Consider the following 21,375-nt stretch of genomic DNA (forward strand, 5'->3'; position numbering starts at 1 on the left):
TTGATCTCCTCCAGGTTGTGCGCTGCATCGAGTATGCAGTCGACCGCTCACGGCATCAACTGGCCACCATTGACCTCGATCACCTGGCCGATGATGTAGCCGCTCAACAGATCGGACGACAGGAACAGGTAAGCTCCGACGCAATCCTCCGGCGTTCCGGCGCGCCCTTGCGGAATGGTGGCGACCATGGCCTTGATCTGCTCGGCATTCGAATAGCGTTCGTGGAAGGGCGTCAAGATCGTGCCGGGCGCCACGGCGTTGACGCGGATGCCGAAGCCGATCAGCTCCTTGGCCATGCCGCGCGTCACGTTGGAAACGAAGGCCTTGGACGATCCATAGAGGCCGGCGCCGCCGCCGGCGCCGTTGCGGGCGGCGATCGAGGTGGTGTTGATGATGAAGCCACCCTGGCGCTTCAGCCAGGGGATCGCCTTGCGCGAAGCGGTCAGGACAGAGCGCGCATTGAGGTCCATCACGGCGTCGTAATGCGCCTCGTCCTGGTCGGCATAGGCGACGCGGCCAAGCATGCCGCCGGCATTGTTGACCAGGCCGTCGAGCCGGCCGAAATGGTTTGCGCTCTCTTCGACGACACGCTCGACGTCGGCAGGTTTCGAGAAGTCGCCCTGGACCAGGAACACCTCGCCGCCATCGTCGCGGATGGCTCCGGCCACGGTTTCGGCGGGAGCGCGGCTTTCATTGAAATGCAGCGCGACGCGGCATTTCTGCGCCGCATAGGCACGGGCAAGTGCTGCGCCGATCCCGGTCGAAGCGCCGGTGACCAGCACCGCCTTGCCGGCAAGATCGGGGATGGCAAGTGTCGTCATGTCGGCTGGTCTCCGGGTTGTCGTCCTTCGTAGGCCATTGCCGGCCCGGCCTTCAAGTGTTGGCGTTCAGTGCGGGCGCATTCAGGGCCTGAGATAGACATAGCCCTGATGCTGCAGTTCGGCGAGCTTCACGACGCCGCCCTTGTCGGCAAGCTCGAAGCCCGCCAGCAGGTCGGTCAGCGTGATATCCATACCGTGCAAGGTGTTGCCGCAGGCTTGCGGCACAAGTCCCTGCTGGACAAGGCCGGCAAAGCGGCTGGAAACAGCGCCGGAAGCGCCCTTGACTTTGAAGGCGGCCAGAGCCGGACCGTGCACCACGAGCACGATGTCGACATTGCCGCCGGTGCCTTCATAGTGGTTCTTGATATTGCCGAGGACGAAGTTGACCTTGTCGGCGTCGCTGAGGTGATAGGCGACTTTCAGCCGCCCCTCAGGCGTTGCCGCATTTGCCCGGCTCAGGCCGAACAGGCCCGCGGCGCCTGCGAGGCCGGCACGAAAGATGTCACGGCGCAGCATCGTATCCTCCGTTCGCCGCGCGCTCGCGATTTTGCATGGTCCAGGCGGCACTCCTAGACTAGCATATCCAAGTCCTGTCGGTGGGAGGAGGATCACATGACATCGAGGACCATGGTGGCGAGGACCATGGCGGTGGTGCTTTGCGCCGCCTTTGCCGCTTCGTTCGGCGCGGCGCGCGCCGAACAGCCGCCTAAGCTTCCCGAGCTCAGCCCGACTGGCGCCGACGCCTGCTTCGGCCGTGTCTACGACGCCGCCCATCTCAAGGCGCATCCGCGTCAGAAGGTGGCGCGCATCTTCTTCTTCTACGGCCATGACCCGGTCAGCCGGACGAACGAAGAACCCGCCGCCAACCAGGATACGTCCTATAACGGCTTCCTCACCACAACGGTGCGCGGCGCCAAGAAGCCGGAATGGGCGAGCAGCTGGTGCAACAAGGAGGATCCAAGCGACAAGGCGAGCGGCATCCGTTGCGGCATGGACTGCGACCGGACGCTGGCTTCGCTGAAAGTCGACGACAAGGGGAAGCTTCTTCTGTCCGGTCTGTCGCCAGACGTCTATCTCGACCCGGATTCGGAAGAGCAGCTCGGCGAGGCCGAGTACAACAGGCAGGCGCTGGGCAGCGACGACGACAATTTCAAGCTGGACCCGATGCCGGCCGAGACCTGCAAGGCGGAGTTCGCGCGCATCGACCCGATCGATCCGGCGCTGGGCGAGCCGCTGCGCGTGCGGCTCAAGCCCGATCAGCCCTTCTGCTTCGGGCGTGACTACGACGATGCGCATCTGAAGTCGCATCCCAACCAGCTGACGCAATCGATCCGCGTGTTTCGCGGACCCGTCGAGCTCGCCTCCTTCTCAGCCGGCGGCGATGCCGCGAACTGGCCGGATGGGGCGGATGTCGCCGTTTCGGTGACGACCAGGCAGAAAGGGAAAAAGGTCACGCAGACCTATTCCTGCCAGGGCGAGGCCGATCAGTGGCGCTGCTCGGCCAGTTCCAAGATGAGCGATTTTTCCTGCGACGTCTCGCAGAAGGAGATCTTCCTCAAGCGCGGCGTCAATGGCACGATGATGGTCGCAAATCCCAACAATGCAGTGGCAATTGTCGATCTCTGTTCGAAGGCGGCGGATGGCAAGACCAGGTCAGACGACAAGGTCTATCGGCTGCAGCCGATGCCGCAGTCGGCATGTGCTCCGTAACCAGCGCTTCGTCATTCTATGGCGGAGCAAGGAGCGAAGCGACGCGGCGCAGACCATAGAATCCCGCCGTGGGTTGGAAGCGCCGCCACGGTGCAGAATTTTGCTCCGTTGCACTCCTTGGCGAAGGTAACGGCATGGATTCTAGGGTCTTCGCGACGGAGCTTCGCTCCTGGTCCGCCCTAGAATGACGAAATTGAGAGGCTCCGGCCAATCTCCAATGTCTGCCCTGCTGCCACCGTCAGGCGAAAGGCACGGCCGCGGTGCCTTTCGGCAGCTTCGCCTCGTCGTCCGGCTCGACATGGATGGTGACGCGCACCGAGGGGATCTCGGCCTTCAGCGCATCCTCGATGCGGTCGCAGATGACGTGGCTGGCGCCGACGGTCATGTCGGCGTCGACCACCAGATGGAACTCGATGAAGGTGGCGCGCCCGGCAATGCGCGTCTTGAGATCATGCACCTCGAGCGCGCCCTTCGAATTGGCCGATATGATGTTGCGGATCTGCATGTGCTCATGGTTGTCGACGGCGCGGTCCATCAGCCCGCTCATCGACGAGCCGATGACATGCCAGCCCTGCCACAGAATGTTGAGCGCGACGATCACTGCCAGCGCCGGGTCGAGGATCTGCCAGCCGGTGAGCACGGCACCGACAAGACCGCCGAACACGCCGACGGATGTTACCACGTCCGTCATGATGTGCTGGCCGTCGGCGACAAGCGCAGGTGACTTCGCATTCCGGCCGGCGCGAATCAGCGTCCAGGCCCAGATCGCATTGATGACCGTCGCGACGCCGTTGACGGCAAGTCCCTGCCAAGGCTGTTCCAGCGGGGCCGGATGTTGCCAGGACTGCCAGACCTCGTTGAGGATCAGCAGCGCCGCGACGACGATCAGCACGCCTTCGAGGACGGCGGAAAAATATTCGGCTTTGTGATGGCCGAAGGGATGGTCCTGGTCGGCGGGCTTGTAGCTGACCTGGATCGCCCAGAAGGCGGCGGCCGATGCGATCACGTTGACGATCGATTCCAGCGCGTCGGAATAGAGCGCCACGGAACCGGTGATGTACCAGGCGGCAAGCTTCAAGACGAGCACCACGAAGGCGACCAGGATCGACCAGAAGGCAAGCCTGGCAATCTTCTCGCGGGTCGCGGCTTTCGCCGCGGCCGCCACCGTGTCCTGCGTCACAGCCATGGTTCCTAGGCGGCCTTTTCCTTGGCCTTGCGCGGCAGATGCGCGACAATGTTTTCGATGATGCGCATGCCGGCATTGTGACCGAGCGTCATGATCGATTCGGGATGGAATTGCACCGCCGCGATCGGCTCCTTGCGGTGCTCGAAAGCCATGATGATGCCGTCCTCGGTTTCGGCGGTCACCACGAAACCGTCGGGCAGGCGCACCGGGTCGGCGAAAATCGAGTGATAGCGGCCGACGGTCACTTCCTTTGGCAGGCCTGAGAAGATGATGCCGGGCTTCGATACGCGGATGCGCGACGGCTTGCCATGCATGGGGATGTGCAGTTGCCTGAGCTCGCCGCCATAGGCCTCGGCCAATGCCTGCAGGCCGAGACAGACGCCGAAGATCGGCAGGTCGCGGCTGCGCGCTCGTCTGATGGTTGCGGCGCAGTCGAAATCCTTCGGCGTGCCAGGGCCGGGCGAAAGCACGACGAGGTCCGGCTTCAACCGCTCGAAGACCTCCTCCGGCACCGGCGAGCGAACCGTGGAGACGTTGGCGCCGGTCTGGCGGAAGTAGTTGGCCAAGGTATGGACGAAACTGTCCTCATGGTCGACCAGCAGGATGTTGACGCCGTCGCCGACGCGCGCGGTGGTGCGCTCGGTTCCGGTGGCGTTGCCGGTCTTGGCGTCGCGGATGGCGGAGAGCATGGCGGATGCCTTCAGTTCGGTTTCGGCTTCTTCTTCCTCGGGAATGCTGTCGAAAAGCAGTGTGGCGCCGGCGCGGACCTCGGCGATGCCGTCCTTGATGCGGATGGTGCGCAAGGTCAGCCCGGTGTTCATGTCGCCGTTGAAATTGACCATGCCGACCGCCCCGCCATACCAGGCGCGCGGGCTCTTCTCGTTCTGCTCGATGAAGCGCATGGCCCACAGTTTCGGCGCGCCGGTGACGGTGACCGCCCAGGCATGCGAGAGAAACGCGTCGAAGGCGTCCATGCCTTCGCGCAAGCGCCCCTCGATATGGTCGACGGTGTGGATCAGGCGCGAATACATCTCGATCTGGCGACGGCCGATGACGCGTACGGAGCCCGGTTCGCACACGCGCGACTTGTCGTTGCGGTCGACGTCCGAGCACATGGTGAGCTCGGACTCATCCTTCTTCGAGTTGAGCAGCTTCAGGATCTGCTCGCTGTCGGAAATGGCGTCGTCACCGCGTTTGATGGTGCCCGAGATCGGGCAGGTCTCGACGCGGCGGCCGTTGACGCGCACGAACATCTCCGGCGAGGCACCGATCAGATATTCGTTCTCGCCGAGATTGATGAAGAAGGAGTAGGGCGAGGGGTTGATCGATTTCAGCTTGCGCGAGATGTCGGAAGGCTGGGTTTCGCAGCGCTCGTAGAACATCTGTCCAGGTACGACCTCGAACAGGTCGCCGCGCTTGAAGCTCTCCATCGCCCGGCGCACTAGGTTGGCGTATTCGCCCGGCTCATGGTCGCCGCGCGGCGGGATGCGGTCGGCGGTCTTGAACGGCTCGGCGGTGGCGTCGCGGGCCAAGCCTTCGGTCGAAAAGCCGTCGCCGGAATAGTCGTAGCGGTCGGTCCAGGCCTTGGTCGAATAATGGTCGACGACGAGGATCTCGTCGGGCAGGAACAGCACCAGGTCGCGCTGGCTCTCCTTGCGCTCGAGCTTGTAGTCGACAGGATCGAACTGGAAAGCTAGGTCATAGCCGAAGGCGCCGTAAAGGCCGAGATTGGCGTCCTCCGCGGTCTTGAACAGCGCGGTGATGGCGCGCAGCACCGTGAACACGGACGGTACGCGGCTGCGCTCCTCCTCGGTGAAGACGCGGCCTGGTTTGGCGACATCGAGGCGGATGAGCGTCTTCGAGGTCTCGACGATCGTCACTTCGCCGAGCTCGCCAAGCGCCTTGCCGATCACCGGCAGCAACACTTCGCCGCGTTTGTTGAGTGCTTCGATGCGCATGGTGCGTCCCCGCGCGGAGATCACCAGCGGCGGATCTATGATGGCCGTATCCCAGCGCGTGTAGCGGCCCGGATATTCGTAGTTGGAGGAAAACACCGCGCCGCGGCGCGAATTCAGGCCGTCGACATAGGCATCGATCGCGCCTTCATAGGGCCGGTCGTGCCGCTCGCGGGTGATCGTCACGCCGCCCGCGGTGATGAAGCGCTCGGCCCCGTTGTCCAGAACTTTAGTCGTCATTGCCGTCTCCATCAGCGTCTTGGGCAACGGACCCGGGAATGGCGTTAAAAAACAAATGGCCGCCCGGATATTCCGCTGCGGCCACCCTCTTTTTCACGCGCACACGCACGAACAGGCCGCTGTCAGCGAGGCCACCACCAAATGGTCTTGTTCGAACGCATGTTCATGGCGACTCCCATAGCGGCGAATGGAGGTCCATGCAACTGGATTTCACGGCGATGGTGAAAGCCGCTACGCCTCAGTCTTCCAGCGTGCCGGAGCGTGCATCGGTGCTCCTGGCGTCGCCGGCGAGCTTCAGAAGATCCTCGCCGGCGCGGATGATGCGGCGCGCGCGGCGGGTCAGGATGAAGCCCGACTGAGGGGCGAACACTTCCGTGCGGCCGCCGGCCTCGCCGGGCGCGTGGACGATCGTCGCCAGCCTTTCGCCTTTCTTGACGCGGTCGCCGGGTTTGACCTCGTAAAGGATCGCGCCGGCCCTGGGCGAAGGCATCATGTCGATGTTTTCCAGCGGTACGACCGGTCCGGAAAATTTCTCGAATTTCGGCACTGATGAGTCCTGGACGACGCCGCGCGTCACAAGCAGTCGGTAAAGTCCCGCGGCATCGGCCGCGGCGAAGGCGGCGTCGACATCGAGCATGCCGCGATATTCGACCGTGGTGACGGCGCGGCGATCGAAACGCGCGACGCTCGCCGGCACGTTCTGGTAGGGCATGATCGAGGCGCCTTCGAAGGTGCCGGTATCGTCCTCGCTCCACAGCAGGACGGCTTCGGCGCCCATGGCCGCCGCGCAATCGGCCATATGCGGCCACAGGCTGGTGTGGATGTAGAGATAGGCCAGACCTTCGTCGTCGCAGTGGAGGTCAAGCACGATATCGTTGCCGAGCGAGAGCTGGACGAGCCGGTTCTTCAGCCGGCGATCGGCGCCGCCGAGGCTGACATCCGGCAGAAGCCTGGCGTCGGGCGCGGCAAGCAGCGGAAAGGAGCGATTGAAGTTGGTGCGGGTGCCGAGATTGAAGCGGCCCTGGTGCTCGCCGAAATGATATTGCGCGCGGCCGATCGGGTTGGCCCAGGGTACGATGGTGATCGGACCCTTGATGCGGCCCTCGGCCTCCGCCTTGGCCAGCATCGGCATCAGCGCGTCGATGGCGACGACGCCCGGCAGCTCGCCGGCATGCAGCGCCGCCTGCAGATAGGCGGAGGGAGCCGCCTTGTCCTTGCCCTCGAAGCGCAAGACCGGAAATTCGTAGGCGACACCCTCGCTGTCGCCGGCGATGCGTTCGATCGTCTTCTGCATGGGATATCTCCGCGTGAGGAGGTTTCAGCCATGCATTGTTGCGATCGGGCTGTCGAGTGGTCCAGCCTCGCCGGGCTATCGGGGCAGGGCGGCTACGGCGAAGACGCCGAGCCCTGCTACGGCGAAGACGCCGAGCCTAACCGCTGCGCCTTTTCCGGAATTGCTCTACTCCAGCGGCTTCAGCTCCTGGGCGATGGTCGGCAGCAGCTCCGAGACATTGGGGTGGATGTGCATGGCGCGCGCCAGCGTCGAGATCGGCGCCTTGGCGTACATGAGGTCGAGCACGCAGTGGATCGCCTCGTCGCCGCCCGGGCCGAGCACGGAGCAGCCGAGGATTTCACCGGTGTCGGCATCGGCCAGGATCTTCATGAAGCCTTGCGTCTCGCCCTTCTCGACCGCGCGGCCGACACGCGTCATCGGCCGCTGTCCGACCAGCGCGCGGCGGCCTGATTTCTTCACGGCGGCTTCCGTCATGCCGCAGCGCCCGAGCGGCGGATCGATATAGAGCGCATAGGCTTCGATGCGGTCGCTCACCTTGCGCGGATCGTTGTCGAGCAGGTTGGCGGCGACGATCTCGAAGTCGTTGTAGGAGGTGTGGGTGAAGGCGCCCTTGCCGTTGCAGTCGCCCATCGCCCAGATGCCCGGCACATTGGTGCGCAACTGGTCGTCGACGACGATATAGCCGCGCTGGTCGACCGCGACGCCGGCCTTGTCGAGGCCGAGATCGTCGGTGTTGGGCTTGCGCCCCAGCGCCAGCAGCACATGCGAGCCGACCGCCGGCGGCTTGCCGGCGGCGAAGGTGACGGCGATCCCATTGCCTTGCCTGGCAAAGGCGATGTCGTCCGCGCCGACATGGACGGCGATGCCTTCGTTTTCGAGTATCGATTGGATGGCGGCCGAGGTGTCCTCATCCTCGCGGCCGGTCAGCCGCGGCGCCTTCTCGATCACCGTGACTTCTGAGCCGAAGCGGCGGAACATCTGCGCGAATTCGAGCGAGATATAGCTGCCACCGACGACGATCAGATGGCTGGGCAGCACATCGAGATCCATCATCGAGGAATTGGTGAGATAGGGTATGTCGTTGACGCCGGGCAGATTGGGCACCGAGGCGCGGCCGCCGGTATTGAGGAAGATCTTTGGCGCGGTGAGCAGCTCATCGCCGACGCGCACCGTGTCGGAGGTGACGAAACGGGCATGGTCGCGATAAAGCGTGCAGCCCTTCAGGCCGGCGATCCATTTTTCGAGATTGCCGCGGGCGTCGTTGGTGACCTTGTCCTTGCGCGCCTTGATGCGCTTGTAGTCCACGCCGACGGGGCCCGAGAGGGCGACACCGTAGTCTGCGGCGCGGCGGGCGAGATGCGCGGCATAGGCGCTCGCTACCATCGCCTTGGTCGGCATGCAGCCGGTGTTGACGCAGGTGCCGCCGATGAACTTGCGCTCGATCAGCGCAACCTTCTTGCCGGCGGCCTCAAGCCGGCCGACCAGTGGCGGCCCGGCCTGGCCAGCGCCGATGACGATGGCGTCGAAGCTCTTTGCGCTCATGCGACCGCCGCCACGATGAGCAGCCCGCCGATGATGGCCACCGCATCCTCGATGAAGGCGGCGGGCTGATCCTTGCCGAATGCGGCGGCCAGCCGGCCGCGGACCTCGGCGCCGCCCAGCGTGCCGATCACCGCGCCGATCGCGCCGGCGACCAGGCCGCCGATGGAGGCGCCGGCGGTCGCGCCGATCACCGCGCCGCAGAAGGCGCCGACGACGATGCGGGTGCCGAACTGCGGCGGCACCTTGCGGCTCGGCGTCGACGGCAGCTGGTCGGCGACCAGCTCGACGATGGCCAGGATGGTGAAGATGCCGACAGTGATCCAGTGGCCCATGAAGCTCGCCCAGGTGCCTGTTACCGGCAGCCAGCCGAGATAGGAACCCCAGGCGACGGCGGCGGGCGCGGTCATGGCGCGCAGGCCGGCAATGACGCCTATCAGCAATGCAAGAATGTAAAGCATGATCGACCCCCTCAAACCGAGACCGTCGCATGGCCTCGCAACGGCAGGCTAGCACAAGCCAGGCGTTTGGCTACGGGGCTTTTGTCAGACGATCGATTGTGCTTTGGGAGCAGACGAAAACCTGAGGGCCACCATGACGACAAGCGAACGCATAAAGATGGCGGCGGGCGAATGGTACACCTGCATCGACGATGAGCTCGAGGCGTTGCGCATCGCCGCGCGCGATGCGGTGTTCGAGCACAACAGCCTGCCGCCCCGGCAGCGCGGTGATATCGCCCCGGCGCTGCAGGCGCTGCTCGGCGGCGCGGGCGAGGGGGTGCGCATCGAGGCGCCGTTCCACTGCGCCTATGGCTTCAACCTGTTCCTCGGCGACGGCGTCTTCCTCAATGCCGGCTGCACCATCCTCGACACCGCGCCGGTGCGCATCGGCAAGGGGACGATGCTGGGGCCCAATGTGCAGATCTACTGCGCCGAGCATCATCGCGAAGCTGCCGGCCGGCTGGCCGGGCTGGAGATCGCAAAAGCCGTAACGATCGGCGACAATGCCTGGATCGGTGGCAGCGCGGTAATTCTCGCCGGCGTCAGCATAGGCGAGGGCGCCATCGTCGGCGCGGGCGCGGTGGTGACCCGCGACGTACCGGCCAACGCGACCGTCGTCGGCAACCCGGCGCGGGTCGTCACGCGCCGATGAACGCACCGCCGTTTTGAGCGGTTTTTGAGAATTCACGCCGGTACCGTACCGGCGAGGTCCTGAGCCGCGCGGCGAAATGCTGGCGCAGCGAGGTGGCGCTGCCGAAGCCGGCTTCGAAAGCCACGATGTCCATCGATTTGTCCGTCTGCTCCAGCAGCCTCTGCGCAAGTGCCACGCGCTGGTCGGCAAGCCAATCGCCGAAACTGGTGCCTATCGACTTCTGGAAGCGGCGTGTGAAGGTGCGGCGGGTGAGGCCGGCCGCATCGGCGACGCTGTCGAGGCTGTGCGGTTCGCCGAGCGTCGCCCGCACCTGGTCGAGAGCGCGCGAGAACCGGTCGGCATTCGGCGTCGGCGCGAGCGGGCGCTCGATGAACTGCGCCTGGCCGCCCTGCCGATGCGGCGAGAGCACGACGTGGCGGGCAAGCCGAAGGGCGGCCTCCGCGCCATAGCGGGCGCGAACGATGTGCAGGCAGCAGTCGAGGCCGGCAGCGACGCCGGCGGAGGTGACGATGTCGCCCTCGTCGACATAGAGCACGTCCGCATCGATCGCGATGTCGGGATGCAGCGCCTGCAGCCGGTCGGTATAGGCCCAGTGGGTGGTTGCCTTGCGTCCGGCCAGCAATCCGGCGCCGGCAATGGCGAAGGCGCCGAGGCACAAGCCGACGATGAGCGCGCCGCGCCGATGCGCGCGCTGCAGCGCGTCCTTGAACGGCGCGGCCAAGGGATCCTCGAGATCCTTCCAGCTCGGGATGATGACGATGTCGGCCTCGTCGAGCGCCGAAATCCCATGCGGCACGACGATGCTCAGCCCCGCATCGGTATGAATGGGTCCCTCGTCCATCGCACAGACGCGGAAGTCGAAGCGCGGCAGCCCAAGGTTGGTTCGATCGGTGCCGAACACCAGGCACGGCACAGAGAGGTGGAACGGGCTGATGCCGTCGAAGGCGACGGCGGCGATGATCGGATTCTTCATGGCAAGCATCGTTTCGTTGAAAGTTGAATGTCCCAATTTTTTCGAATGATGTCGATCGGGTCACTTTCTTGGCTCGACACATCGGCCTAGCTTTGCGCCCATCAACCCGGTCGAAAGGAAAACCGCCATGTCAGCACCAGCCACCCAGCCGCGCCGCGCGCTTGTCGTCGTCGACGTCCAGAACGACTACAATGGCGGCAACCTCGCCATCCAGCATCCGCCTTTCAACGAGACCGTCGCCAATGTGGCGCGCGCCATGGATGCCGCCGCGGCGGCCGGCATCAAAATCGTCGTCGTCAAGCAGATGGCGCCCGAGACCTCGCCGATCTTCGCCAAGGGCAGCCATGGCGGCGAGCTGCATCCCGAGATCGCCAGGCGCGCCCGCGACCACTATGTCGAAAAGACGCTGCCTTCGGCCTTCACCGGCACGGATCTTGAAGCCTGGCTGCGCGCCAACGCCATCGATACGATCGCGGTCGTCGGCTACATGACCCACAACTGCGATCTGTCGACCATCATCCACGCGGTGCATATGGGCTTTGCCGTCGAGTTCCTTTCGGATGCCAGCGGCTCGGTGCCCTATGCCAACAGCGCCGGCTACGCGTCCGCCGAGGACATACACCGGGTGGTGAGCGTCGTCCTGCAGTCGCGCTTCGCTGCGGTGCTCAAGACCGCCGAGTGGATCGATTGCCTGAAGACCGCGAAGTTGCCCGAGCGCGACACGATCTATGCGTCCAACCAGCGGGCCCTGCAGCGGAACGCAGCGTAACCCGAAGCCTTCAAAACAAGGGCGCCGCCAGGATGCGGCGCCTTTTTCTTCGCGCCAAATATCCAGCAAGAGCGTGAGCCATTTCACGGACGCCGTTCCGGTATTTTCAGAAAGTCACCGCGCATGTGAATAAGCGCGGATGGCTCGGGGGACTGGATTGAAGGCGCGCGTTGCACGAACCTTGGTCGTCCTGACCCTCGCTGTCGGCGCGGCGCTGCTGCCGTGGCCCGCCTTCGCGCAAGTGCCGCCGCATGCGCCAGGCACGATCTGCTTCACCCAATTCTTCTGGTGCTGGGCGCAACCGCCCGGGCCGGCCGGCTATCCCTGCGGATGCCCGTCGCAATATGGCTTCGTGCAGGGTTATCTGGGCTAGTCGTCGGGGGGCGCGATGACGACATTCCACGATCCTCTTGTCTCCGGGTTGCTTGCCGACGCCAAGCTGGTTGCCGGCTACGGCCGCTACGGCGTGTTCAAGGACAGCGCGCTCTTCGCTGCGATCGGCGACGCGGAAAAACTCAGTGACGCGAGCGCAAGCCAGCCCGAGGTCGTCAAACTTCAAACGGTGCTCAACGACTGCTCCAGCACCGTGCCGTTTTCAACCTTGGCTGCGCTGCGCACCGGCTGGTCGCCGGGCGACATGTCGCGCCGGACCGCTCTCGCGACCTATTTCCTCATCGCCCTGTCGGTGACGATGATGATCGTCATCGGCAAGCTGACCTATGTCTACAACAGGGGCGTCTCGATCAACGCGGAACTGCAGGAGATCGACAACAACGATTTCAGCGCTCGGTTCGGGCAGTCGATCAGGCAGGTCTGGGCGACCAAGAAGCAATTGAGCTCGGCCGCCGCCCAGCAGGCGTCGGCGACCGATCTGACGCTTCTGAAGGACGCCTATTACAATTCCGTCGACAGCCTGCATTCGCTTGACCAGCGTTTTTCCTCGTTGCTGGTGCGGGCGCAGGGGTTCATGACGCAGGAGGCGCCGTTTCCGCTCTGGGGCATGCAATGGGCCTATTGCAAGTTTTCGGCTTCCTCGGCCAAAGCGGGCGCGCTGCTTGATTTCTCGAACCCCAGGCAGATGGCGATTGACCAGTTCTGCGGCCAGGAAATCGCGCTGGCGCAACAGCAGAGCGGGGCCGGGAGCAGCCAGCCGCTCAAGCAGTCGGATTTCGATTGCAGGAACAACGGCAACACTCAAGGCGGCATGCAAGTCGTCAGTTCTACCGGCATGGTCGAAGACGTGAGCGCGGATTTCGACGCGGCGACACGCGATCTGCAGTGCGAAGGCGTCATCACCATCACGCCGAATTCGATTTCGACGCTGACACTGCAGGCCAAGACGCTGAGCGAAGTCCTCAGCCCCTATGCGCTGTGGATCCTGCCCGCGCTTTACGGCGCGCTTGGCGGCATCATGTTCCACATGCGCATGATCCTGAACCCGCTCTTACCCAATCCGCCGCTGTCGCGGCTCATTCATCGCATTGCGCTGGGCGGGCTTGCCGGGATGATCCTAGCCTGGTTCATGGCGCCGGGAACCAAGCTCGGCGGCGAGGTGACCGGCATAGGCTTCAGCCTGTTCACCTTCGCTTTCCTGTTCGGCTTCAGCCTCGATATCTTCTTCGCCATCCTCGACCAGTTCGTCTCGATGTCGGTCGCCGGCATCAAGAAGTTCGGCTCGCCCACGGTGGCGTGAAAGCCGGCGAAGAAAAAAGGGCGCCGCGGTGGGGCGGCGCCCTTGGGCTTTCAGTTCGAGCAGCGTCTAGAACAGGCCCTCGATCTGGCCGGTCTCGTTCAAGAAGATCTTCTCCGAGGACGGCGCCTTGGGCAGGCCCGGCATGGTCATGACCTCGCCGCAGATGATGACGACGAAGCCGGCGCCGGCCGATAGCCTGACCTCGCGCACCGGCACGGTATGGCCGGTCGGTGCGCCGCGCAGGTTCGGGTCGGTCGAGAACGAGTACTGGGTCTTGGCCATGCAGACCGGCAGATTGCCGTAGCCGGCCTGCTCCCAGGCATGCAACTGGTCGCGGATCGACTTGTCGGCGATCGCCTCGTCGCCGCGATAGATGCGCTTGACGATGGTGTTGACCTTCTCGAACAGCGGCATCTCGTCCGGGTAGAGCGGCGAGAACTGTGAGGCGCCGGATTCTGCGATCTCGACCACCTTCCTGGCGAGGTCCTCGATGCCTGCCGAGCCCTGCGCCCAGTGCTTGCACAGGATGGCCTCGGCGCCCTGCGCCTTGACGAAGTCCTTCATCGCCTGGATCTCGGTTTCGGTGTCGGTGGTGAAGTGGTTGATCGCCACCACTGCCGGCACGCCGAACTGCTTCACATTCTCGATATGGCGGCCGAGATTCAGGCAGCCTTTCTTGACCGCCTCGATGTTTTCCTTGCCGAGATCTTCCTTCTTGACGCCGCCATTCATCTTCATGGCGCGCACCGTGGCGACAATGACCGCCGCCGACGGCTTCAGCCCCGCCTTGCGGCACTTGATGTCGAAGAACTTTTCCGCGCCGAGATCGGCGCCGAAGCCGGCTTCGGTAACGACATAGTCGGCAAGCTTCAGCGCTGTCGTGGTGGCGACGACCGAGTTGCAGCCATGCGCGATGTTGGCGAACGGGCCGCCATGCACGAAGGCCGGGTTGTTCTCCAGCGTCTGCACCAAATTGGGCTGCATGGCGTCCTTGAGCAGAACTGCCATGGCGCCGTCGGCCTTGAGGTCGCGGGCATAGACCGGCGACTTGTCGCGGCGGTAGGCGACGATGATGTCACCGAGGCGCTTCTCGAGGTCCTTGAGGTCGGTGGAGAGGCACAGGATCGCCATGACTTCGGAAGCCACGGTGATGTCGAAGCCGGCTTCGCGCGGATAACCGTTGGCGACGCCGCCGAGCGAGCAGATGATCTCGCGCAGCGCCCGATCGTTCATGTCCATAACGCGGCGCCAGGCGACGCGGCGAGTATCGATGCCGAGTTCGTTGCCCCAGTAGATGTGGTTGTCGATCAGTGCCGAAAGCAAGTTGTGTGCCGTGGTGATGGCGTGGAAGTCGCCGGTGAAGTGAAGGTTCATGTCCTCCATCGGCACCACCTGGGCGAGGCCGCCGCCGGCGGCACCGCCCTTGACGCCGAAATTCGGTCCGAGCGAGGCCTCGCGGATGCAGACGATCGCCTTCTTGCCAATGCGATTGAGGCCATCGCCAAGGCCGACCGTGGTGGTGGTCTTGCCTTCGCCGGCCGGCGTCGGGTTGATGGCGGTGACGAGGATCAGCTTGCCGTCCTTCCTGTCCTTCACCGACTTGATGAACTCGGCCGAGACCTTCGCCTTGTCGTGGCCATAGGGTAAGAGATGCTCGTTCGGGATGCCGATCTTGGCGCCGATCTCCTGGATCGGTTTCTTCTTGGCGGCGCGCGCGATCTCGATGTCGGACTTCACTTCGGCCATGACGGCTTTCCTCTGGATTGGGCGGTGGAAGGGACGGTTTTGATCATCTGTGCATGTTCGAAACGCCGCGCGGGAGCAAGGGCAAGTTCTAACCCTGTCGCGGCCGCGGCGTCAACTTCCATGCAACTAAGTTTCCTGCAAAGAAAAACTGCTGTTCCCGGTCCGACCCTGCTCGGGTCTTCGGCCCCGGTCGCTTGCGGCGTATAGAAGCCAGAGCCAAGACCGTTCCGCCGTCTCAAAACAGCCGCTGAATACGCGAAAAGCGACAGAAGCGACGGCGCAAATCCACCATCGCCGTGTCGCCTCGAAAGGCGCTATTGCGTGAGCACGTTGCTGATCTCGACCATGTTGGAGCGCACGCGCAGGATGTAGAAGCCCATCGTCGTCAGATGCGTCGGCAGGAGCCAGCCGTCCTCGCGGCCGTTGGCGATGATGAAGGGCTGGATGCGCAGCGCCGAGACGAATTGCGAATCCATCGTGTCCCAAAGGCTCTGCAGGTGCTTTTCCTTGATCACGTCGTCGAAGTCGGCCTGGGCGCCCTTCATCAGGCCGTAATATGCATAGAGCTGACCATAGGCGAACCAGAAGCGGTCGTCGGCGCGGGTATCGAACCAGCCATCATTGTGGTTTTCCGCGCGCTCCTTGAGAATGGCCGAGGTCGATCCGATGTCCGAGGAGATGCGGTCGATATATTGCTTCAGATTGTCGGCACGGGCGTCGAACGTCGCCTGGCAGGTGGCCAGCCGGGCGTTGAAGTTTCGCAGCTTCCGCACCGCGTCGCGATAATAGCTGGGCGTCGGCGTCTTGGGGCCGAACGGGTTCAGGCCGAAATACCAGGTGTATTCATCGAACTGTAGATTGCCGCGCGCGTCCTGCAGGTCGGCGTCGATCTGCGATGTCGTGCGCACGCGGCCGAGATTGTCGGCAAGCTCGGTCGCGGTGCGCCGCACCGCCTGGTTGATGCCGCGCTGGAAGGACGCCTTGTTGTCCATCCAGGGCGTGTGGTCCCAATCGATGCCGAACAGGCCGAGCTTGTAGAGGATCATCGAGGAGATCCAGGCATTCTGGTTGACATTGAAGTCCGTCAAATCAGCGGCAACCTGGGCGATCGCCGAGTTGCCGCATGTCTTGGCCGTATCGGTGCCGCTGCCGGCTGAAACCTGCTCGCCCGCCGACACGTTCCGCTTCTCGAACGTGTAGGTGTCGGGATAGTTCGGGTTGAAATTGTTCCACCACTGCGTGGCGTAGAAGAAATTGGCATAGAGGCCGATCAATACCAGAACGGCAAGGCCGACCACCGCCTTCAGAATCCAGCCGCGCTGGCCGTACCAGCGGCCAACCCACATGAACGGCCACAGGATAAGGCCGATGACGAAACCGATGCCGCGGCCGATCCATTGAAAAATCCGGGTGAAGAAGTTCACGATCGGGTCGAGCATGGCTGTGGTACCCCTCAGAGCATTTCACCGTTTCAAGGGAAGCGGCGATCTGCCCTAACCCTTTGTTTTGCCGCAATTCCGGGCGGAAAACCGCCCACACTTTTCCTGGAATTGCTCTAGATCAGAATAACGTTTCGTTGAAACGTCATCCTGATCTAACTCTTTGTTGGAGCATGATTTCCCCCGAAAACCGGTTCCCACTTTTCGGAATCATGCTCTAGTCAGTCAAACCGTAAAGGCGCGCACGGAACGCCGCCTTGTCCTTCAAATATGTGGTTTTCAGAACGTCCACAACATGGCTTCGCCAGGCGTCGCTGAAGCCGTCATAGTCCTTGTAGAAGCCGGGCTTGTTGAAGACGTAGCGCGACACGAAGTCCTGCGGCACGAAATCCGAGATCAGCTGGTTGGTCAGCCAGGCGTCGGGATGATCGGGCTTGGCGCGCACGACCAGGAAACGCTGGCGCGGCGGCACATCCTCGATCTTGAGATGGCCGAGCTGGGCGATCTCGCGCTTGGCGGCGTTGAGGAAGGGGAAATTGCCGTCGCTGGCGATCAGGTCGGCGTGCCCAAGGATCCAGGTCTGCAGCCAGACCTTGTCGACATCGGTCAGATTGCGGTTGGGCTCGGCGTCGCGGATCAGCGCCCGCACGACCATTTCGGCGCGGTGTTCGAGATAACCGGAAGTCTCGATCCAGGAGGCGCGCGGCAGATCGAGACGGCCGGTGGCGGCCAGGAAGCCGAACACCTTGTCGGCGTCGTTGATCGACAGATAGCTCACCTGCCAGGGCCGCGAGCGGCGGAAGCCGGGAGCGGCCGGATCGCTGATCACCGTCGTCATATCGGGGTCGACGAAGACGTAGAGCCCGCCGAAATGGCTGGTCCAGTAGGCGTTGTGGCGGAAGATAACCTGGTCGGGCACCAGCGCGTTCTCGCGGATGTCGCCGCAGACCTTGGCAAGGTCGACCATGCGCTCAAGCATGGCGTCGTCGCGCCAGGCGTCAGGCTCCTGCCTCAGCCGGTCGACGAGCTTGCCGAGCTCAGCCGCCTTGCCGAGCACGTCCTCGGCTGACAACACCTTGAACTCGACCTGGTTGATCGACAGCAGGTCCTCGATATCGTTGACCTTGGGAACCGAGTCCTCGATCTCGCCGTAGATGACGTCCTTGATGGTGAGCGCGTCGATGGCGCGCCGGTTCTTCGACATGAACTCGAACATCAGCTGCGAGGTGTTGGAGAAGGCGGTGTGGACCACCGGCAGATCGATCTGCGACGGCGTCAGGATGATGAAGCGGCGGTTGACCTCATTGGGATCGAGATAGTTGTAGTCGCCGCATTCCTCGGCGATTTCGGGCGAGAAGCCGGTGCGGTCGATCTGGAAGCTCGCAAGCTTGGTGGGCTCGAGGCCGAAAGCGGCAAGCGCCTTGTTGTAGCGCTGGATGAGATGCGGCTCGTCGATGGTTAGCAAGCGGCCGTAGATCAGCTCGTTGTCGCGCAGAAGGTCGGGTTTTTTAATTGCGCTCATCTTCCCTACTCCCCGTTCACGGGGAGAAAGTGCCCGAAGGGCGGATGAGGGGCGCGACCTTTCCTTCTCCCCTTGTGGGAGAAGGTGGATCGGCGCGATAGCGCCGAGACGGATGAGGGGTGTTCCAGCGGAGTGAGACGCTGGCGTTCCCTGGAGCCCCCCTCATCCGTCGCCTTCGGCGACACCTTCTCCCACAAGGGGAGAAGGCGAGGTCGGCGCAACTCACGCATTCCACAGCCCCTTCTTCTTCAACTCCTCCATCTCGCGCGCTGCGCGCTCGCGCAGCCTGGCGTCGCGCAGGAGCTTCTCCACGGCGGCGTCGTCGGATTTATCGGAATAGCGGAACTCGGAATCGGCGTAGCGGTTGATCTCCTGCATGACCATGTCCATCGAGAACGGTCCGCGCAGTTCCTCGATCATCGCCTTCTTGTCATCGTAGCTCTTGTGCATGAAGGCTTCCGGCTTCTCGAACCAGTCGTCCGGCAGCTCGATGTCCATGGCGCGCATTTTTATCGCGTCGGTGACGTTCTTGATGGCGCGACCGGTGAAGCGCGGCTCGGCGTCCTTGATCATGTGCAGATAGGTGCCGACATCGGCCATGGTCTTCGGCGCGCCGTTTTCCTTCATGTAGCGCTCATAGACCTTCATCAGCCCGTCTTCCTGCGGCTTCTCGTGCTCTTCATAGGCTTCGGCCACGGCGCGCTGGATTTCCTGCGCGGCATAGAGCTCGTGCTTGCCAAGCGGGATCTCGTGGTTCTTGCCGGCAAGCAGCACGAAGATGTCGATATAATCATCGCGGGTCTGTGGGCCGTCGACCAGCCAGCGCGCGCCGGCGCGCTGGCGCAGCGCATCGTCGACATTTTCCGGATAGTTGGAGAACATGCCGAAGGAGCAATTGCCGCGCACCACCGTCGAGGCGCCGGCGAAGGCGTCCATCAGGACGCCGGTGATCTCCTGCTGACCGGCGGAAGCACGGTCGTCGGAACGGCGCGCCGCCACCTGGTCGATGTCGTCGATGGTGCCGAAGCCGATGGCGCGCGGGTTGAGCACGTTGTTGATGAACTGTCGGCAGTTCTGGCCCGACTTGCCCTGGTAGGACGAGATCTGGTCGACGCCGAAATTCTCATAGGCGAAGGAATAGCCGGCGACCTGGCAGTAGCCGTTGACGAGGCCGGCGATCATCTGGATCAGCGTCGTCTTGCCGGTGCCCGGCGCCCCGTCGCCGATGAAGGTGAACAGGAACCCGCCGAGCTCGACGAAGGGGTTCAGCTCACGCTCGAAGTCGTAGGCCATCAGCATCTTGGCCAGCCTGACCGACTGGAATTTGGCGATGTGGTTGCCGATGACCTCTTCCGGTTTCTTGAAGGTCATCACCAGTGGCTTGGTGCGCTTGCCGGGCGCGACGTCGAAACCATCGAGGGTGAAATCGTCGACGTCGATACGGATATGCGCATTTTCGAACGGGCCAATGCCGTCGAAGCGACCTTTGCGCGCAAGCAACCCGTCGATGGCGCCGCGGGCGAAGGCGCGAGCGCGCGTCGTCAGGTCGGCGTCGTCCTTCGAGCCGGCGATTGCCTTGTCGAGACCGGCGATGATCGACTTGACCGCGTCCTGCGGTGTGTCGAACAGGAAGTCGGGCTCGGGGATGTCGTTCGGCGCCTCGCCATCGCTGTCGATCAGCTGGAACAGATACGAAGCGAAACTGAAGGCGGAAACGTAAGCCGAGGCCGACAGAAGCTTCTTGAAGGTGGCTGCCTCATCGCCTTCCAGCGGCGCACGCGCATTCCTCGCCTGCAGGCTTTCGAGGTCGGAGCCTTCGGCGAAGACGTCGGATATGGCGAGCGCGATCGCCAGGCCGCGGCGGGCGCGGTAGAGCAGCGTGTGCTGCGGGATGCTCATCAACTGGTCGTCGGGATGAATGGCCGCTACTGTTTTCGTGAGCTCGACCTCGCGCGTGCGGTGCACCGAGCCGACCGACACGGTCGAGACGAAGCGGCGGTTGGTGCCGGCAAGCGCCGTGCCGGATTCGCGCGAAGGGTCCTCCAGCACGACGATGCGGGTGATGAAGCTCTGCGCGGTCGCGCGGTGCTTTTCGACTGCGGCTTCCGAGATCGTGGTCAGGCCGGTGTCCATGAAGGATGCTCCGCGATTGACGGTCAGACGTCGCTGATCACCTGTCCGTTGGACAGGATGTGGACCTTGTAACCGGAAAAGATCTTCTGCGCCTCGCCCGCGGCGTAGAGCGCCTGATAGGCCTCGTGCGGGATCAGCGCGTGGTTCTCGTAGCTCGACACGCCCTGGCGCGCCGCTTCGAGATCGTCGGTGTTGATGAAGAATTCCTGCGTCGTCTTCTCGCTGGAGAACAGGCCCCTGCGGCCGGGCTTTTCGCTCTTGGAGAAGACTTCCTGGATGGTCCAGGTGAGCAGCCAGGCGTTCTGCGGCTTGCGCACCTTGGCCAGCACCTCGGCCACCGTCGAATTGTTCTGGGTGATGCCGGCCGAGTAGAAGGGTCCCAGCACCACGCGCCTCAGCTGCTTGGGATGCAGCGGCTCGAAATCCTTGTCGAGATTGACGGCGATCGTCGCTGGAGACAGCGTATAGGCCGAGTTCTTCTCGGTGAAATCGTCGAAGCGGTGCGCAAGCTCCGGGTTGAGCAAGCCGTCGACGGGGAGCGGGATATCGACCCGCTCGTTGAGCTTGCCGTTCACGTCGACCAGCTGGCGCACCATGCTTTCGGAGGAGTCCTCCACCGTCACCATGTAGACCAGCGGCAGGTTGGCGCTGCCGTCGAACGCGGCCCAGTGGACGAGGTAATAGGGCCGCATGGTTTTCGGGTTGACCGAGACCTTGGCCGTCTGCGCAAGCGTGAACGGGCCGAAGGTCGCCTCGCTCTTGACGTCCTCCAGATAGAGCCGCTCGGCCATCGACTTCTGTAGCGCCTCGGGAAATTCCTTATGGCGCAGGATGAAGTCGGCCATCTCCTCGCGCAGCTCGCCGGCCTGCGGGATGTTGGCCAGGCGGGCATCGGCCTGCTGGCGGTCGTTTTCCAGCTCCAGCAGGTTCTGGAAGACCGGATAGCCGCTTTCGGCGCGCGAGATGCGGAAGGTGTCCATGAAGCCCAGCCGGTTGCGCCAGCAGGCAAAGGACTTGTCCAGCCGCGCGATATACTCCGCGACGATCCTGGCGACGATGCCGTGCCGGTAGAGCGGCGAGCGGTCGTCGCGCATGAACACTTCCAGCCCGCTCAGCGCCGCCGTGATGGCGGAGAAATAGCGTGCCGCGGCGTCGTTCTCAGGTGTCATGTGGCTGCCGTGGAAATGAAATCAGCGGCGCCGC

18 protein-coding genes are annotated in these 21,375 nt (G+C 63.6%); 5 read left to right on the plus strand and 13 right to left on the minus strand.

The annotated features are described in order from the left end of the window. Positions 1–47: 47 nt before the first annotated feature. Both LB515_RS12450 and LB515_RS12455 read right to left on the minus strand, forming a co-directional pair. Entirely contained in the window at positions 48–821 is a 774-nt protein-coding gene (locus LB515_RS12450) for an SDR family NAD(P)-dependent oxidoreductase (RefSeq protein ID WP_224707883.1), read from the minus strand. A gap of 81 nt (positions 822–902) precedes the next feature. Beyond that, positions 903–1,337 carry a DsrE family protein gene (locus tag LB515_RS12455; RefSeq protein WP_224543232.1) on the minus strand — a complete coding sequence of 145 codons (435 nt, stop codon included), beginning with the start codon at positions 1,335–1,337 and terminating at the stop codon, positions 903–905. 96 nt (positions 1,338–1,433) lie between these two features. On the opposite strand from LB515_RS12455, the gene LB515_RS12460 reads away from it, so the two are divergent. Further along, a complete protein-coding gene (locus tag LB515_RS12460; protein ID WP_224707884.1) occupies positions 1,434–2,531 on the plus strand; it encodes a hypothetical protein in 1,098 nt (365 codons plus the stop codon). Between the two features lie 238 nt (positions 2,532–2,769). Here LB515_RS12460 and LB515_RS12465 read toward each other — a convergent pair whose 3' ends face one another. From LB515_RS12465 to LB515_RS12485, 5 genes are all read right to left on the minus strand, one after another. After that, entirely contained in the window at positions 2,770–3,717 is a 948-nt protein-coding gene (locus LB515_RS12465) for a cation diffusion facilitator family transporter (protein WP_224707885.1), read from the minus strand. Between the two features lie 5 nt (positions 3,718–3,722). Next, positions 3,723–5,912 carry an anthranilate synthase gene (locus LB515_RS12470; RefSeq protein ID WP_224707886.1) on the minus strand — a complete coding sequence of 730 codons (2,190 nt, stop codon included), beginning with the start codon at positions 5,910–5,912 and terminating at the stop codon, positions 3,723–3,725. A 238-nt stretch (positions 5,913–6,150) separates the two neighbouring features. Beyond that, positions 6,151–7,206: a succinylglutamate desuccinylase/aspartoacylase family protein gene (locus LB515_RS12475; RefSeq protein WP_224707887.1), complete on the minus strand. Its 1,056-nt coding sequence runs from the start codon at positions 7,204–7,206 to the stop codon at positions 6,151–6,153. 165 nt (positions 7,207–7,371) lie between these two features. Next, positions 7,372–8,748, minus strand: a complete 1,377-nt coding sequence (locus LB515_RS12480) for an FAD-containing oxidoreductase (protein ID WP_224603656.1) — start codon at positions 8,746–8,748, stop codon at positions 7,372–7,374. After that, positions 8,745–9,206, minus strand: coding sequence for a DUF4126 domain-containing protein (locus LB515_RS12485; RefSeq protein ID WP_224707888.1), 462 nt, complete (start codon positions 9,204–9,206; stop codon positions 8,745–8,747). The genes LB515_RS12480 and LB515_RS12485 overlap by 4 nt, the downstream gene beginning before the upstream one ends. 133 nt (positions 9,207–9,339) lie before the next feature. Here LB515_RS12485 and LB515_RS12490 point away from each other — a divergent pair, with 133 nt between their 5' ends. Continuing rightward, positions 9,340–9,897 (plus strand): sugar O-acetyltransferase, encoded by a 558-nt coding sequence (locus LB515_RS12490; protein WP_224707889.1) that lies wholly within the window; start codon positions 9,340–9,342, stop codon positions 9,895–9,897. Here LB515_RS12490 and LB515_RS12495 read toward each other — a convergent pair. Continuing rightward, the gene (locus LB515_RS12495; protein ID WP_224707890.1) at positions 9,884–10,870 is read right to left on the minus strand and encodes a helix-turn-helix domain-containing protein; all 987 of its coding nucleotides are present in this window, start codon (positions 10,868–10,870) and stop codon (positions 9,884–9,886) included. The genes LB515_RS12490 and LB515_RS12495 overlap by 14 nt on opposite strands. Before the next feature lie 127 nt (positions 10,871–10,997). Between LB515_RS12495 and LB515_RS12500 the strand changes: the two genes are divergently transcribed. The 3 genes from LB515_RS12500 to LB515_RS12510 all read left to right on the plus strand — a co-directional run bounded on the left by LB515_RS12500 (position 10,998) and on the right by LB515_RS12510 (position 13,332). Continuing rightward, a complete protein-coding gene (locus tag LB515_RS12500) occupies positions 10,998–11,639 on the plus strand; it encodes a cysteine hydrolase family protein (RefSeq protein ID WP_224707891.1) in 642 nt (213 codons plus the stop codon). Between the two features lie 157 nt (positions 11,640–11,796). Next, a complete protein-coding gene (locus LB515_RS12505) occupies positions 11,797–12,012 on the plus strand; it encodes a hypothetical protein (RefSeq protein ID WP_140838766.1) in 216 nt (71 codons plus the stop codon). A gap of 15 nt (positions 12,013–12,027) precedes the next feature. After that, entirely contained in the window at positions 12,028–13,332 is a 1,305-nt protein-coding gene (locus tag LB515_RS12510) for a hypothetical protein (RefSeq protein ID WP_224524538.1), read from the plus strand. Positions 13,333–13,398: 66 nt separating this feature from the next. On the opposite strand, the gene LB515_RS12515 is transcribed toward LB515_RS12510, so the two are convergent. The 5 genes from LB515_RS12515 to LB515_RS12535 all read right to left on the minus strand — a co-directional run bounded on the left by LB515_RS12515 (position 13,399) and on the right by LB515_RS12535 (position 21,341). Further along, positions 13,399–15,078: a formate--tetrahydrofolate ligase gene (locus tag LB515_RS12515; protein WP_140838762.1), complete on the minus strand. Its 1,680-nt coding sequence runs from the start codon at positions 15,076–15,078 to the stop codon at positions 13,399–13,401. A 314-nt stretch (positions 15,079–15,392) separates the two neighbouring features. Next, positions 15,393–16,517 carry a DUF2333 family protein gene (locus LB515_RS12520; RefSeq protein WP_095766470.1) on the minus strand — a complete coding sequence of 375 codons (1,125 nt, stop codon included), beginning with the start codon at positions 16,515–16,517 and terminating at the stop codon, positions 15,393–15,395. A gap of 217 nt (positions 16,518–16,734) precedes the next feature. Continuing rightward, a complete protein-coding gene (locus LB515_RS12525) occupies positions 16,735–18,039 on the minus strand; it encodes a DUF6638 family protein (RefSeq protein ID WP_224707892.1) in 1,305 nt (434 codons plus the stop codon). Positions 18,040–18,261: 222 nt separating this feature from the next. Then, positions 18,262–20,172 (minus strand): AAA family ATPase, encoded by a 1,911-nt coding sequence (locus LB515_RS12530; protein WP_224707893.1) that lies wholly within the window; start codon positions 20,170–20,172, stop codon positions 18,262–18,264. Between the two features lie 23 nt (positions 20,173–20,195). After that, on the minus strand, positions 20,196–21,341 hold the full coding sequence (locus LB515_RS12535) for a hypothetical protein (RefSeq protein WP_224630931.1): 1,146 nt from the start codon (positions 21,339–21,341) through the stop codon (positions 20,196–20,198). Positions 21,342–21,375: the final 34 nt, after the last annotated feature.

This window comes from Mesorhizobium sp. CA15 (assembly GCF_020165215.1).
Classification (GTDB): Bacteria; Pseudomonadota; Alphaproteobacteria; order Rhizobiales; family Rhizobiaceae; genus Mesorhizobium.

Excerpts from the sequence above, each read along its gene's own strand:
- LB515_RS12450 (WP_224707883.1), bottom strand. The coding sequence starts at position 821 with ATGACGACACTTGCCATCCCCGATCTTGCCGGCAAGGCGGTGCTGGTC.
- LB515_RS12455 (WP_224543232.1), bottom strand. The coding sequence starts at position 1,337 with ATGCTGCGCCGTGACATCTTTCGTGCCGGCCTCGCAGGCGCCGCGGGC.
- LB515_RS12460 (WP_224707884.1), top strand. The coding sequence starts at position 1,434 with ATGACATCGAGGACCATGGTGGCGAGGACCATGGCGGTGGTGCTTTGC.
- LB515_RS12465 (WP_224707885.1), bottom strand. The coding sequence starts at position 3,717 with ATGGCTGTGACGCAGGACACGGTGGCGGCCGCGGCGAAAGCCGCGACC.
- LB515_RS12470 (WP_224707886.1), bottom strand. The coding sequence starts at position 5,912 with ATGACGACTAAAGTTCTGGACAACGGGGCCGAGCGCTTCATCACCGCG.
- LB515_RS12475 (WP_224707887.1), bottom strand. The coding sequence starts at position 7,206 with ATGCAGAAGACGATCGAACGCATCGCCGGCGACAGCGAGGGTGTCGCC.
- LB515_RS12480 (WP_224603656.1), bottom strand. The coding sequence starts at position 8,748 with ATGAGCGCAAAGAGCTTCGACGCCATCGTCATCGGCGCTGGCCAGGCC.
- LB515_RS12485 (WP_224707888.1), bottom strand. The coding sequence starts at position 9,206 with ATGCTTTACATTCTTGCATTGCTGATAGGCGTCATTGCCGGCCTGCGC.
- LB515_RS12490 (WP_224707889.1), top strand. The coding sequence starts at position 9,340 with ATGACGACAAGCGAACGCATAAAGATGGCGGCGGGCGAATGGTACACC.
- LB515_RS12495 (WP_224707890.1), bottom strand. The coding sequence starts at position 10,870 with ATGAAGAATCCGATCATCGCCGCCGTCGCCTTCGACGGCATCAGCCCG.
- LB515_RS12500 (WP_224707891.1), top strand. The coding sequence starts at position 10,998 with ATGTCAGCACCAGCCACCCAGCCGCGCCGCGCGCTTGTCGTCGTCGAC.
- LB515_RS12510 (WP_224524538.1), top strand. The coding sequence starts at position 12,028 with ATGACGACATTCCACGATCCTCTTGTCTCCGGGTTGCTTGCCGACGCC.
- LB515_RS12515 (WP_140838762.1), bottom strand. The coding sequence starts at position 15,078 with ATGGCCGAAGTGAAGTCCGACATCGAGATCGCGCGCGCCGCCAAGAAG.
- LB515_RS12520 (WP_095766470.1), bottom strand. The coding sequence starts at position 16,517 with ATGCTCGACCCGATCGTGAACTTCTTCACCCGGATTTTTCAATGGATC.
- LB515_RS12525 (WP_224707892.1), bottom strand. The coding sequence starts at position 18,039 with ATGAGCGCAATTAAAAAACCCGACCTTCTGCGCGACAACGAGCTGATC.
- LB515_RS12530 (WP_224707893.1), bottom strand. The coding sequence starts at position 20,172 with ATGGACACCGGCCTGACCACGATCTCGGAAGCCGCAGTCGAAAAGCAC.
- LB515_RS12535 (WP_224630931.1), bottom strand. The coding sequence starts at position 21,341 with ATGACACCTGAGAACGACGCCGCGGCACGCTATTTCTCCGCCATCACG.